This window comes from Enterovibrio nigricans DSM 22720 (genome assembly GCF_900167155.1).
Lineage (GTDB): Bacteria > Pseudomonadota > Gammaproteobacteria > Enterobacterales > Vibrionaceae > Enterovibrio > Enterovibrio nigricans.
In genome coordinates, this window is record NZ_FUXU01000021.1 from 19,025 (window position 1) to 33,277 (window position 14,253).

Sequence of the window (14,253 nt, forward strand, 5' to 3'; positions counted from 1 at the left end):
TTCAGAGGCTGGCATTCAATATTACAGGTAGCGGTGCGTTTTATTTCGCGTTGAAATCACCGTGACTGTGACGATGCGGCTGCATGGCCTTCAGTTCGGCATTCAATTGCGCTTCCACATACCCTGGCGATTGTGTTTTCGCAGACAACAGACGATACATGGCAGGGATCACGATGAGCGTTACGGCAGTCGCAAATGACATGCCCGCAAAAATCACGGCACCTACTGCAACGCGGCTTTCAAAACCTGCACCGGTTGAGACGATCAACGGGATTGCGCCGATGATGGTGGTAAACGCTGTCATCATGATTGGGCGCAGACGACGAACGGACGCATCAATGATCGCTTGTTCAAACGCAACGCCACGGTCACGAAGCTGGTTCGCAAACTCAACGATCAAGATACCGTTCTTGGTTACCATACCTATCAGCATGATCATGCCGATCTGCGAATAGATATTGAGACCCAACTCCGCAAATTTCAGACCGACCAAGCCACCAAAAATACCCATCGGGACGGTTAACATCACTACCAGTGGGTTGATAAAGCTTTCAAACTGCGCGGCAAGCACAAGGTAAGCAACCAGCAACGCCAAACCAAAGACCGCCAGCATGCTGCTTTGGTTGTCTTTAAATTCAGCAGATTCACCCGCATAACTGATCGTGATATCAGAAGGCAGCAGTTCAATGGCTTTGCCATCCAAGAACGCCAACGCATCACCCAAGGTGTAGCCCTCGCCCAAGTTTGCTTTCAACGTGATGGCTTTTTGCTTGTTGAAGTGACGAAGCATCTGCGCTGACGCGACTTCTTCTACTTCTGCCAAGGTATCCAAGCTCACCAGATCACCGGTGCGGGTGCGCATGTAAATCTGGCTCAGGTCATCTTTGCTGCTAAAGCGAGATTCGTCACCGCGCAGGTAAACGTCGAACTCTTCACCACGGTCAACAAACGTTGTTTCTGTACTACCACCCAGCATGGTTTCCATGGTGTTAGACACGGCATCAACACTGATACCCAGCTCTGCAGCACGTTTACGGTCGATTTTGACCACCAGCTCTGGCGTGGTTTCTGCGTAATCCAAATCTGCGCCACGCAATATTGGGCTCGCTTTCGCTTCATCTAACAGCATCTGCGCCCACTTATTCAGCTCTTGGTAGTCAGGACCACCAAGCACAAACTGAACAGGCTCACTGGAGCCACCGCGGAAACCCGGAATAAAAGCGCGAACAAAAATATCAGGAATACCGGACAAAGCTTTTTGCACACGGCCCAGCACGTAATCTGCTGTCACGTCACGGTTATCCCAATCATCCAGCTGCATGATCACGAAACCTGTCTGGTCTCCCGCCATACCGCCAAACGCTGGAGCCTGTAAGCTCACTGATGTCAGCAGACCTTCATCAACCAATGGCAACAGTCGACGCTCTACTTCTTCCATGTTGCCAACCATACGGTTGTACGCTGTACCTTCTGCACCTTTTACAAAGGCCATCAGTACACCGCGGTCTTCTTGTGGAACCAGTTCTGCCGGTAGTGCTTTCATCAACGCAAAGCTACCGCCAATACAGGCCAGAATTACCAGCGGTGCAGCAAGACGCGCTTTTACCGAGAAGGTCACCACAGAGCGATAACCACGCTCTAAGCAGTCAAACATGGCATCAACCATACGGTTGAATCCGCTGCGTTTGACGTTGGCTTTGAGGATTTTACTGCCCAGCACTGGGGTCAGCGTCAGTGCAACAACCGACGAGAAAATGACCGCCATTGCCAGCAATACCGCGAACTCGGTAAACATCTTGCCGACCATACCGTCCATAAAAGAGATTGGCAGGAAAACCATCACCAGTACGGCGGTCGTTGCGACAACAGCAAAACCGACTTCACGGGTACCATTAAAGGCAGCCACCAGCGGCGTATCGCCTTTTTCCAAATGGTGGAACATGTTTTCGACCACAACGATCGCATCATCCACCACCAGACCGATAGCGAGGATCAGTGCCATCAATGTCAGAAGGTTAATCGAGAAGCCTAAGAAATACGCCGCGATAAATGCCGAGATCAATGATACTGGCACGGTGACCGCAGGGATCAGTGTCGCACGAGCCTGACCGATAAAGATGTAAAGAATCAGGACAACCAGACCGCCCGTCACAAACAGGGTGCTGTATACCTCAGCGATTGAGCGTTCGATGAACACGGTAGAATCATAGTCCACCCAAAGACTGGTACCGACTGGCAGGAACGGCTGCATTTCATCAACCAACTGACGAACGCCAACTGCCACATCCAATGGGTTCGCATCGGACTGAGGCACAATGCCCAAACTCAGGTTGTTGATGCCGTTGTTCTTGTAGGTCGCATTTTCGTTCTGAGACCCGATGTACACATCCGCCACATCTTTTAGGTAGATAAGGCTGCCGTCGCTTGCAGTGCGCACAACCAGATAACCAAAATCTTCAGGCGTTTGATATAAACGCTCAGTGCGAACAGTCATCTTAGTGACGTCGTTACGAATTTCACCGCCCGGACTTTCCAGGTTTTCACTGCGCAGAGCGGCGGTAATGTCTTGTGTAGTGACACCGCGACCCGCCATTGAAATCGGGTCTAAACGCACATACATCACTTTATAGAGTGCGCCGTAGAGCTCGACCGAACTCACGCCATTCAATAGGCCGAATTTGTCTTCCAGCACGCGTTGCGCGTACTCGGTCATCTGGGTGCGATCCATTTCCGATGAAGCAAGGTTGATATAAATGGAGGCTTCACCTGAACCGTTGGACTTCGACACGATAGGTTCGTTGGCTTCGTCAGGCAATCGACGCTGCGCACGCGCTACCGCATCACGCACGTCACTCACGCCTTCCGTCAGGTCCCAATCAATATTGAATTCCACGGTAATGCGCGACATACCATTACGGCTCACCGAAGTGATTTCTTCGATGCCACTAATACCGGAAAGTTCATCTTCCAGAACCTGCGTGATTTGGCTTTCCATGATGCTGGCGGAGGCACCAGAATAAATGGTCAGTACTGACACAACAGGGCTGTCAATATCCGGGTATTCACGTACCGCCAGCTTACTGAACGATACGATACCAAAGACAATCAATAGCAAGCTCAGAACGATGGCGACGACCGGTCGCTTAACGGAGACATCCGAGAGCCACATTTATTTGTCCTCGCCCTTGGCTGCGGTCAAATCGTTCACTTTAGTGCCATCACGCATACTTACCAGACCTTGAACAACAATGCGGTCACCCAGTTCCAGGCCACTTTCTACCGTGACGCTGTTTTCTACACGCGCACCCAGTTTCACTTCAGTGCGATGTGCAATACCGGCGTCATCTACAAGGTACACAAAGCGCTTCGTGCCGGAGTATTCGATCGCCTGAACAGGAATAATGGCATTCACTTGTGGCTCAAACGCCAAGGTCGCTTCCATCATCATGCCGGGACGCAGTAAACGCTCTTGGTTATCAATGTTGATGCGCGCACGAAGGTTCAACGAGTCATTGTTTACGCGAGAATCAACCGCAGCCAATTCACCCTCAAAACTCTTCCCTTTCCACGCCTTTGACTTCGCCGAAACGTCGATGTCATTGTCCAATTCACTCAGGTATTGCTCTGGCACGTTAACGTCCAGTTGCATCAAAGAGAGATCATCAAGGTTTACCAATGCTTCACCCGCTGTCACCAATTGCCCACGGGTAATATCGATAAGGCCGACAGTGCCCGCAAACGGTGCGGTGATTTGGTGGTCGTTTAGATCAGCTTGGGCAGCATCCAGACGCGCTTTCGCAATATCAACGTTGGTTTGTTGTGCATCTAACTCGGTTTTGGTCAATGCCCCTCGTTTAAGAAGCTTGGAAAACTCGCCTAGTTTACGTTGTTCATCTTTATAGAATGCTTGCGCTTCAGAAACTGAAGCCTGAGATTTGGCTGAATCCAACGTAAAGAGTGTTGCGCCCTCTTCTACACGCTGCCCGGCTTTCACCCGCACAGACGCAATCTTGCCACCTAGCTCTGGTGCGATAACAACAGAGTTTTCAGATTTCAGATTGCCTATCAAAGAGAGGCTGCGAGCAACTGGGTGCTCTTGCACTTGCGCAGTCGCGACAGCAATGGCTGGACGCGCTCGATTTGGGGCCGGAGTATCTTCTGCTTCAGCTTTACCTGGCCAAGCAAAATAGCTGGCGGTGCCAAGCACAACGACTGCTGTGAAAAGGACTTTATTCTTCATTGTGATAACCGTAAATGACAACTCGCGATAGTCTACTTCATGCCTATCTCGCGTGCGGTAAAGAAATGTAAATCTATAAAAAGAAATACCCGCGCCAGAACAGCATGTCTTCCCCATCGAACTGATGGAGCTGGGTTTATTGCAGAGAATTACCTAAATTGCGGGGAATTAGATTGCCTTCTATCAACAAAATCCCATTTTCTGTATACCCAAAACACACTAACGCCGAAAAAAACAGCAAACGCACGGTGTTTTCAAGAAAAGTGCTTTACAGACATGTTTCGTTTGATAATATGCGCCCCGCACAGCGTGGTGGGATTCCCGAGTGGCCAAAGGGATCAGACTGTAAATCTGACGGCTCCGCCTTCGAAGGTTCGAATCCTTCTCCCATTTTAGCTTCGTGGCGATGTTCGTATCGATTTCCGCAACGCAGCATACAATCAGAATAACTCGTGGTGGGATTCCCGAGTGGCCAAAGGGATCAGACTGTAAATCTGACGGCTCCGCCTTCGAATCCTTCTCCCACCACCATCTTTTAGCTTCGTGGCGATGTTCGTATCGATTTCCGCAACGCAGCATACAATCAGAATAACTCGTGGTGGGATTCCCGAGTGGCCAAAGGGATCAGACTGTAAATCTGACGGCTCCGCCTTCGAAGGTTCGAATCCTTCTCCCACCACCATCATTTGAAAGCCAGCTCATTGAGCTGGCTTTTTTCATTTCAAACGTCCTGTCAACTATCAACAAACTAACGCCCAATAGCTTCACGTCCATGCGGTGCCCACAAATCCTGCTCCGGGCCTTTGGGTACGATACGTGTTGGGTTAATCGTCGCATGACTGTAATAGTAATGACGCTTAATGTGGTGCATGTTGACGGTGTCAGCCACGCCTTCCACTTGATACAACTCTTTCAGATACCCAAAGATATTGTCGTACTGCGCAATTTGCTGCTTATTGCATTTAAAGTGCCCCACATACACAGGGTCAAAACGCACCAGTGTTGTAAACAATCGCCAATCTGCTTCGGTGATTTGATTCCCCGCTAAATAGCGGCTGGTTGCCAAATGCGCATCCACTTTATCCAATGCCGAAAACAGGTTGTCGTAGGCTTCTTCGTACGCATCTTGTGTCGTTGCAAACCCGCTACGATAGACACCGTTATTAATGTTTGGATACACAAATGCATTCCATTCATCAATGGCATCTTTCATTGCATCAGAATAATAGTCATCCGTGTTGCCTGTCAGGTCGTTAAACGCAGTATTGAACATTCGGATAATTTCAGAGGATTCGTTGCTGACAATGGTTTCGGTCTTCTTGTCCCAAAGCACTGGCACCGTTACACGGCCGGTATAATCCGACTTGGCTTTCGAATACACCTGATGCATGTAGTTGAAACCATAGAGAGGCTCTGGCTCGTCAAACTGCCAGCCTTTTTCCAACATATCTGGGCTCACCACAGAAACAGAAATGTGAGACTCTAACCTTTTCAGCTTGCGGAAAATCAGCGTACGGTGCGCCCATGGACACGCCAGTGATACATAGAGATGATAGCGACCAGATTCTGCCTTGAATCCCCCCACTCCTGTTGGCCCTGCTTCACCACTGGCAGTTACCCAAGAACGAAAACCTGCATCTTCACGGACGAACTTTCCGTTTGATGATTTTGTGTCATACCAGACATCATGCCATACACCGTCGACTAATTTGCCCATGCTTGCTCTCCTTACTCTGTATTCCCACAGCATAAAGGCGTTGTTAAATGATGTCAGCGGAAGGGAGTTGTCAAAGTTGTTCGAATAATTCGACGAAGACAACGTTCAAATAGAGGGAGAATCGCCCCGAGAATTCAGGGGCGAAGAGAAGAGAGTTATGATTTACCGCCCAGCATGGAGATATTGTAGGTCACATTAAACGACGCACTGCCATCTGGAAATGTCTCATGGATTTCAATTTCATCACCATCAATGGTGAATCGAATTGTTGGGTCTTGCGCTTGATCGCGCCAACGCCCGTCCTGACCTTGGGACCATACTGCGCGCGTTTTATCGACTTTGCAGCGGTAAAGCCACTTCTTGCCATCGTCAGGACGTTTATAGGAGATATGAAAGATATCCAACTCCGTATCTGCATCAACTTCCGTCTTGTCGACACTCATGATAGACGGGCTTTTTCCTTTGATTGCCGCAAGACTTGCCTTACAGATTTGCAATTGTGTGAAGTCCCCGTATTCGCTGCACCCCAACAAAGCAAAGGGAGCAAGTATTACGGTCAGGGATTTCATGAGCGTACGCAATTTCATTTAAACGCCTCCGTCCAATTTGCACAATGTAAGTAAGGCTTTGAGTGGCCTATGCATTATTTATTCAAAGCATAGTTGCAAAGCTGAGACTTCGCCGCATTCTCATTAAAGCAAGGTATTGTTATTGTTCAGCTAAACGTTTTAGTTTCAGATACACTATCAGCACTCAATGCACTCGAACCAAAAGAGAAGTTAGTCAGCATGAAAGTCATTTCATTTAATATCAACGGATTGCGCGCTCGTCTTCATCAACTTCAAGCACTTATCGAGAAGCACAAGCCAGATGTGATCGGCCTTCAAGAGATCAAAGTGCACGATGAAGCTTTCCCTGTCGAAGATGTTGAAGCGATGGGTTACAAGGTGTATTTCCACGGGCAAAAAGCACATTACGGCGTTGCCATGTTGTGTAAAACAGAGCCAGCGCACGTGCAAAAAGGGTTCCCGACTGACGATGATGAAGCCCAACGCCGTATGATCATGGCGACGTTTGAGCAAGAGGATGGCAGCAAAATCACTGTGCTGAACGGCTACTTCCCACAAGGTGAAAACATCGCGCATGAGACCAAGTACCCAGCAAAGCGCAAATTCTACAAAGACTTGATGACTTATTTAAATGATGCACACACCAATGATGAAAAAGTCATTGTGATGGGTGATATCAACATCAGCCCAATTGATTTGGACATTGGTATTGGTGAAGTAAACCGCAAACGCTGGTTGAAAACGGGTAAATGTTCTTTCCAACCTGAAGAGCGTGAAATGCTAGCGACTCTTATGAATTGGGGCTTTGTCGACACCTTCCGTCAACAATTCCCAGACGCAGACGACAAATTCTCGTGGTTTGATTATCGCTCTCGCGGCTTTGATGATAACCGTGGCCTGCGTATTGATGTGATATTGGCAACGCCTTCTCTGGCTGCTGAATGTGTTGATACTGGCATTGATTATGAACTACGCGGCATTGAAAAGCCGTCTGATCACGCGCCAATTTGGGCTTCGTTCAAATAAGTTCAGGTCCTATGCAGGAATAAAAAGCCAGCTCTTTGAGCTGGCTTTTTATTTGGCGCTACGCAAGATTACTTCGTTTCAAGCGGCCTTAAATGGCGATGCCAGTGGTGCTCTAAGCGTTTAAAACCGTACACGATAGTAAACGTCAGGCAGAGGTAAATTGCGGCGACAAACAAGAAAGCATCAAACGGGGCATAAAAACGCGCATAAATATCACGTGCAGCTCCGGTCAAATCAATGATCGTCACCACAGAGGCAATCGAACTCGCATGCAGCATGAAAATCACTTCATTGCTGTATGCAGGCAGTGCACGCCGAAATGCTGATGGTAAAATTATCCGATGTAAAATGGTAAACCGTGACATGCCGTAAGCTTTGCCCGCTTCTATTTCCCCACGAGACGTTGCGACCATCGCCCCGCGCAAAATTTCCGTCGTGTACGCGGCGGTATTCAGTACAAATGCCATCAAACACGGGTAAAACGCATCTTCAACGATTGGCCAGAAAAACGACTGTTGAATGCCTTCAATCGTCGCTACGCCATAGTAAATAATATAAAGCTGGATAAGCAGTGGCGTCCCGCGGAAGACATAGACAAAAATCCATACCGGACGGTTAATCCACGGGTTTTTAGACGTTCTGGCCACTGCTAACGGTACGGACAACAGTAACCCTAACACCAGCGACAGAAACACCAGCTGCACGGTGACCGTTAACCCATCCCAGTAATGCAAGATAGTGGTCGAATTGAATATCTCGTTTTGATCGAGAAAGGCGTAAATGGACTCTAACATGCTTTATCTCCTCAACCTCTAACGACACCCGCGCTGAATTTACGCTCTAATCTTTTGAGCCCCAATTCAGAAACGGACGTGATAAGCAGATAAACAATGGCGACAGGAATAAAGAACTTGAACGGTTCATTCACTGCACCCGCGGCTTCTTTCGCAAGACGCGTCATATCCGCAAGCCCGATGACCGACACCAGTGCTGTCGTTTTCACGAGCACCAGCCAATTGTTACCAATGCCTGGCAAAGCGTGGCGCATCATCTGCGGAAACATGATTCTGCGAAAGACCATCCACCGGCTCATGCCATACGCCGTGCCCGCTTCCAATTGGCCTCTATCGACTGCAAGAAATGCCCCACGAAATGTCTCCGCCATATAGGCACCGAAGATAAATCCAATGGTGGCAACACCCGCGGTAAACTCATCAACGTTAAAGAACACATCAATTTCATACGCTTCGTACAACCAATCAGAAAAATTATTCAGCATGATTTGGACGCCGAAAAAGATGAGCAGCATCAACACCAGATCCGGCACACCTCGCACCACGGTGGAGTACACCGTCGCAACACCACGAGCAACAGGGTTGTGCGATAACCTAGCTAACGCCGTTATCAATCCCAATAACACTGCGATAAACGCCGACAACACCGCTAATTCAACGGTTAAAATCGCCCCCATAAAAATGGATGGGCCATAGCCATGCAGATCTAACATCCTTTCCTCCTGCACGAGTTCACTGACAACGAAACGACCGCTTTATGACTCTTGTATTTCGTTTTCGCTTATCAGTCGAAAGGGAGCGAACCCGCTCCCTTTGGGCTTTTTGTCATCCATAGATCTGAAGAAATTGCTGTCTATAGCTGACAAGTATCCTGCAAAACAGTTGGAGCTAAGGCAAGGCATTGAACAAGTAACCCAAGCTATAGCCCCGCCTATAGAAATTGCTGTAAATAGATGGTGCTGTATCAAGGCAACAAGCAAACGAATGCCGGGAGCTTAGTTCACTAAGTGACCAAGCGAGTTTGCGCAGTTAACGCCGATACAGTGCCATCTATGACCAGCAATGCAGGTTTACATTTTGATGTCGTAAGCAAAATACTTCTTACGAATCTCATCATACGTACCGTTCGCCTTCACTTCCGCCAGCGACTCGTTAAAGATACCCGCAAGGTCTTTGTCACGCTTACGGAATGCAGCACCGACACCACCGCCCAATTGGATATTTTCACCCACGGCTGTAAACGTATCACCGTCTTTACCACCAAGAATTGACGCTTCACCAACTGGGAAATCAATCAATACGATGTCCAGACGACCACCCTGAAGATCCAACACCAGATCATCGCCTGTGGTGTAGCGTTTCACTTCAGCCACTTTGCCGAAAGTGTCTGTTGCGTGCGTATCTTGGATGGTACCGCGCTGAACACCAATTCGCTTGCCTTCGAGTGACGAAGCATCTGATGGGTTTATCGTCGTACCTTTAGGTGCAAAATAGCCGCTAGGGGTGTTGTAGTACGGTTCGGAGAACAGTACCTGTTTTGCCCGCTCTGGCGTGACAGACATTGACGAGAAGATAACGTCGTATTTACGCGCTTTTAAGCCAGGAATGATGCCATCCCACGCCTGAACAACCCAACTACAGTTAAGCTTTGCGTTTTCACAAACTGCATTGCCGAGATCAACTTCGAAGCCTGTCAGGGTGCCGTCCGGCGCTTTATATTCGAAAGGTTCATAAGGTACGTCCACAGCGATGCGCACATCTTTCCATTCTTTTGCTTGAACAGCTGTCGCGCCAAGAGCAGCAGTCACTGCAACAGCAACTAACCATTTTTTCATCTTTCTGTCTCCTTATGGATTTTATTGTCAGGTGGTACAACTCCATCTCCACCTGCGGTACTCGTATCAATAAGCGGTAGTTGGGTGTAAATAAAACTCAGTAGATGGACGAGATGAACTGTTGTAAACGTTCAGACTCGGGCTGGGTAAACAGCTTTTCAGGGTTACCTTGCTCTTCCACTAAGCCTTGATGCAAAAACATGACGTGACTGGACACATCACGAGCAAACGCCATTTCGTGTGTCACAACCAACATGGTGCGCCCTTCTTCGGCAAGACTTTTCATTACATTGAGCACTTCACCCACCAGTTCGGGGTCAAGTGCTGAAGTGGGTTCATCAAAAAGCAAGACCTCAGGTTCAACGGCTAACGCGCGTGCGATGGCTGCTCGTTGCTGCTGGCCGCCAGATAAATGACCGGGATAATAGTCGCGGCGCTCCCACAATCCAACGCGCTTCAAGTAGGCTTCCGCACGCTCATAGGCTTCCGCTTTCGGCACACCCAAAACATGAATGGGGGCTTCAACGACATTTTCCATGACTGTCATGTGGGACCATAAATTGAACCCTTGGAAGACCATTGCGAGGCGGGAGCGAATACGTTGCACTTGCTTTTCATCCACGGGCACAGCTTGACCACCGCGGCCGTTTTTCATTTCTATGAGCTCACCATTGACCCAGATCTCACCACTGGTTGGCGTTTCGAGAAGATTGATACAACGAAGAAAGGTGCTCTTTCCAGAACCGGAAGAGCCGATAATCGAAATCACGTCGCCTCTGTTGGCGTCGAGAGAAATACCTTTAAGCACTTCATGTTGCCCAAAAGTTTTGTGCAAATCTCTTATTTGAAGCGCCACTGCGTCCTTCATGCGCTTGACTCCTGTCTCATTTTTATATGTATCGCTGGGTGGCCGCAAAGCGGATCCTCATGCATTTATTGAGACCTAGCCACCTCTACGAGATGTTAATAATGACCTTTTTATTATTTTCAGCTGCTTCAGCAATACATTTCACTAATTAAGCCAATTTATGTAAACGTAACATCCAAATCCTTATGTGGCAACAAATTGTTAACCCATGTAAAAGCAATAATTAAGTCGATTTTTTCGCATAATTACGCAACCCATATCAACACCAGCGGACGCTAATCTCATTGATGAGACTTTTGGCTTGATGTAGGGTGGTAACAAAAATATTCTTTAAATTCAGAGAAGATTGAGCCATGTTGCTTCGCTTGCTTTCAACATGCTGTTGGGCAATTGCATTTGCTGCCGAATCAGCGCCAAATATGCTAACGATAATGCCCGACCTATCGAGTGGCTTTGTCCGCAACTACAATCCCTTCCGTGCCGACGCTCTCGCAACCACCAAAGATTTCGTCTTTGAGTACCTCTACATTTATGAAGAAAATGAGGTTCACTACCGTCTTGCCGAAAAGTTTCAATTAGACAAAGACTTAAAAGGGATCACCATTACGCTGAGAAAAGGCATTAAATGGTCAGATGGCATGCCTTTTACCGCCGATGATGTGGCCTACTCATTACAGCTATTAAAACAAGAGCCCAAATTGGATTATGATTCACTTGGAGGGTGGCTCAGCCATATTGAGGTCTATAACGAAAATGAGGTCTACATCTCGTTAGTTCGCCCAAATGCACAGATCGCTCAAAAAATTGCGTCGGCAGTGATCGTTCCCAGGCATCAATGGGAAAACGTGGATAATAAGTTAGATTACACAAACCCAACTCCGGTTGGCTCAGGCCCTTTCACCACCATAAAAGCCTTCAGTAGCAACAACATCGTCCAATGCCGCAACGAACTATATTGGCAAAAAGACGAGTTGAAAGTTGATTGTATTCGCTACCCAATGGTGAGAACAAATGATGAACTTATTTCTCGGTTAAGCAGTGGTGAGTTTGATTGGGCAAGTGCCTTTATTCCGGATATCGACCGTAACTACGCCTCTTACTCTCCTAACTATCACTACTTTCATCGGCCTTCGACCGTTGTGAGTTTGATGCTCAATTTTAAGCATCCTGACGAAGAAGTTCGAAATACGATTAATGACATTCGATTCCGCCGTGCAATATCAATGGGATTGGAAAGAGACACGCTGATTAATGTCGCCCTTTTCGGTCAAGGCCAGAAAGCAACATTTGCCAGTGGGTTGGAATCTAAGTTCGATGAGTGGGTATCAGACACGTCGGCCGAACAACACCTTTATTATATCCGCTACCATCCGGATGCAGCGCAGCGGTTGCTCGATGAGGCGGGTATTGTGGATAGAGATGGAGATGGCTTTCGCGATCTTCCCTCCGGCAAACCATTCTTCTTGTCCATCGTTGCACCGATAGAGTGGACAGATTTCACTTCGGCTGCAAATGTGGCCAGCGACATGTTGAGGCAAATTGGACTCGACGTCAGGGCTATCGCCTTGCCGCTTCCCGTTTATATCGATCGTCTTTGCAAAGGGAAGTTTGATATTGGTATCACCAACTATTTTTCTGGTTTGACCCCATATAGGTACTTAGATTCTGCCTTTAACAGCGCGTATCAAACAGCGACATATCCACGTTTCGCGCAGCACAAATACGTAAATAAAGACGTTGATACATTACTCGATGCGTTCCTGTTGACCACCAACAAACAAGAGCAAGTGGCTATCATTAACGATCTTCATCTGATTATTGCAGAGCAACAGGTGACGGTGCCGCTGTATTACAAACTCAACACAGTAGAGTTCACAACATCACGGTTTGCGGGATGGCGAGTGAAACCCAATGGGAAACCCAACGTCCCTCCCATTTGGTATACCGAAAGAGCACGGCTCATCCAAATTCTTGATTTGAAGCCCATTGACCCGATTATTTTTCGCAATCAAGATAAAAAATGGCTTAATTAGTTTTGATTAAATCCAAGGTTTTAAGCCAGATATCGGCTTCGCCTTCGGGATCTAGCTGCTTAAGCTTCAAATAGGCCGAACGCGAAAGCTCAAGCTGATGGGTTTTCATTGCACTGTAACCGAGTATTTCCCACAAGAAAGGATCACTGTGTGCCCCGAGATCAATGGCTTGCTGAGCAAGTATGGCCGCGGCATCCCATTTTTGCAGTTGTGAAGCAATCTTGCATTGTGCCTTTAACAAAGGGATTTCTGGCTGCTTATTTAAGTCAGAGGCAATGTCCCAAGCATCCATCCATCGTGCTGCCTGCATCTTATATTCCAACCGCGTTTTGTTCACGGCTCGGTCTACAACGACAACACGCGCTTCGGTACCTTTGTTTAGCCACGCTATCGCGGCATCTGGGTCTCCCGTTCTGCTGGCATAGCGGGCAAGGTCTAAATAGTCATTGTGTGTTAACACGTCGCTAGGCACCGCTTCCATAATGGACAGTGCTTTTCTCGCGCTCCCAAGATAGGCAAGCGCAGCCGCCTGCTTGCGTTGCCACCGAATATCTTCACCGAAGCGTTGTTGCAATTCACGCGTGGTATTAATTAACGCACGCTGTTGACCAAGCTGCTCCTCGCTCAATGCTTTTATCTGCCAGATAAACTCTGGAATATCAGAATACCCAGCAATGACGGCATTCGCTTGCTTAAGTGCCTCAGGGTAGTTTTGCGCCGCAAACAGCGCTCGCGTATACAACTGCTCAACGGGCTGATAAGGGGGGAAACCACTGAGATACATCCGGCTGTATTGAATCGCAACTTCTGGCTTTCCACGTTTCATTGATAAAGACACTAATGCGCCCAGTGTGTCTTGCCGCAGGCTTTCTGGCAGCTTTCTGTATTTCAGTGCACTGGTATAGGCAAGGTAGGCTCGGTCGTAATTTCCTTCACTAAGGTAAATATATCCCAGTAAACGCTGGTGTAGCGCTGCCTGTTCATCATTATCTGCAACGAGAGCTTTCGCGATTGAAGCGGCTTCAGTGAGTTCATCTTTCGACAACAGTTGTTCGATATGGCTAAGGTGTCGAGAAAAATCAGGATCGCTCGCTTGCGCGGAAAAACTGACTCCCATGATAAAGATGGCTATGCCGAAATTGTTCATGTCCCTTGCCAATAACGAATTGAT

The 14,253-nt window shown here is 48.0% G+C and carries 11 protein-coding genes and 3 tRNA genes; 5 read left to right on the plus strand and 9 right to left on the minus strand.

The genetic code is table 11. The annotated features are described in order from the left end of the window. Positions 1-40 precede the first annotated feature (40 nt). Positions 41-3,169 carry a multidrug efflux RND transporter permease subunit gene (locus B5D35_RS09805; protein ID WP_078752406.1) on the minus strand — a complete coding sequence of 1,043 codons (3,129 nt, stop codon included), beginning with the start codon at positions 3,167-3,169 and terminating at the stop codon, positions 41-43. After that, positions 3,170-4,240: an efflux RND transporter periplasmic adaptor subunit gene (locus tag B5D35_RS09810; RefSeq protein ID WP_078752407.1), complete on the minus strand. Its 1,071-nt coding sequence runs from the start codon at positions 4,238-4,240 to the stop codon at positions 3,170-3,172. It lies immediately after the preceding gene. Positions 4,241-4,551: 311 nt separating this feature from the next. On the opposite strand from B5D35_RS09810, the gene B5D35_RS09815 reads away from it, so the two are divergent. From B5D35_RS09815 to B5D35_RS09825, 3 genes are all read left to right on the plus strand, one after another. Beyond that, positions 4,552-4,633, plus strand: a tRNA-Tyr gene (locus B5D35_RS09815). A gap of 61 nt (positions 4,634-4,694) precedes the next feature. Further along, a tRNA-Tyr gene (locus B5D35_RS09820) sits at positions 4,695-4,771 on the plus strand. 66 nt (positions 4,772-4,837) lie between these two features. Then, positions 4,838-4,922, plus strand: a tRNA-Tyr gene (locus B5D35_RS09825). Between the two features lie 66 nt (positions 4,923-4,988). On the opposite strand, the gene B5D35_RS09830 is transcribed toward B5D35_RS09825, so the two are convergent. After that, complete coding sequence (locus tag B5D35_RS09830; RefSeq protein WP_078752408.1) at positions 4,989-5,957, minus strand: glutathione S-transferase family protein; 969 nt, start codon at positions 5,955-5,957, stop codon at positions 4,989-4,991. Positions 5,958-6,112: 155 nt separating this feature from the next. Beyond that, positions 6,113-6,544 (minus strand): hypothetical protein, encoded by a 432-nt coding sequence (locus B5D35_RS09835; protein WP_078752409.1) that lies wholly within the window; start codon positions 6,542-6,544, stop codon positions 6,113-6,115. Between the two features lie 201 nt (positions 6,545-6,745). On the opposite strand from B5D35_RS09835, the gene xthA reads away from it, so the two are divergent. Beyond that, complete coding sequence (gene xthA, locus B5D35_RS09840) at positions 6,746-7,552, plus strand: exodeoxyribonuclease III (RefSeq protein ID WP_078752410.1); 807 nt, start codon at positions 6,746-6,748, stop codon at positions 7,550-7,552. 68 nt (positions 7,553-7,620) lie between these two features. Here xthA and B5D35_RS09845 read toward each other — a convergent pair whose 3' ends face one another. The 4 genes from B5D35_RS09845 to B5D35_RS09860 all read right to left on the minus strand — a co-directional run bounded on the left by B5D35_RS09845 (position 7,621) and on the right by B5D35_RS09860 (position 11,049). Next, complete coding sequence (locus tag B5D35_RS09845) at positions 7,621-8,346, minus strand: ABC transporter permease (RefSeq protein ID WP_078752411.1); 726 nt, start codon at positions 8,344-8,346, stop codon at positions 7,621-7,623. Positions 8,347-8,357: 11 nt separating this feature from the next. Further along, positions 8,358-9,059, minus strand: coding sequence for an ABC transporter permease (locus B5D35_RS09850; protein WP_078752412.1), 702 nt, complete (start codon positions 9,057-9,059; stop codon positions 8,358-8,360). Between the two features lie 357 nt (positions 9,060-9,416). Continuing rightward, entirely contained in the window at positions 9,417-10,181 is a 765-nt protein-coding gene (locus tag B5D35_RS09855) for a transporter substrate-binding domain-containing protein (RefSeq protein WP_078752413.1), read from the minus strand. 97 nt (positions 10,182-10,278) lie between these two features. Beyond that, on the minus strand, positions 10,279-11,049 hold the full coding sequence (locus B5D35_RS09860) for an ABC transporter ATP-binding protein (protein ID WP_078752414.1): 771 nt from the start codon (positions 11,047-11,049) through the stop codon (positions 10,279-10,281). 353 nt (positions 11,050-11,402) lie between these two features. Here B5D35_RS09860 and B5D35_RS09865 point away from each other — a divergent pair, with 353 nt between their 5' ends. Then, complete coding sequence (locus B5D35_RS09865; RefSeq protein ID WP_078752415.1) at positions 11,403-13,082, plus strand: ABC transporter substrate-binding protein; 1,680 nt, start codon at positions 11,403-11,405, stop codon at positions 13,080-13,082. On the opposite strand, the gene B5D35_RS09870 is transcribed toward B5D35_RS09865, so the two are convergent. Continuing rightward, the gene (locus tag B5D35_RS09870; RefSeq protein WP_078752416.1) at positions 13,075-14,229 is read right to left on the minus strand and encodes a tetratricopeptide repeat protein; all 1,155 of its coding nucleotides are present in this window, start codon (positions 14,227-14,229) and stop codon (positions 13,075-13,077) included. The two genes, B5D35_RS09865 and B5D35_RS09870, sit on opposite strands and share 8 nt — an antisense overlap. Between the last annotated feature and the right edge of the window lie 24 nt (positions 14,230-14,253).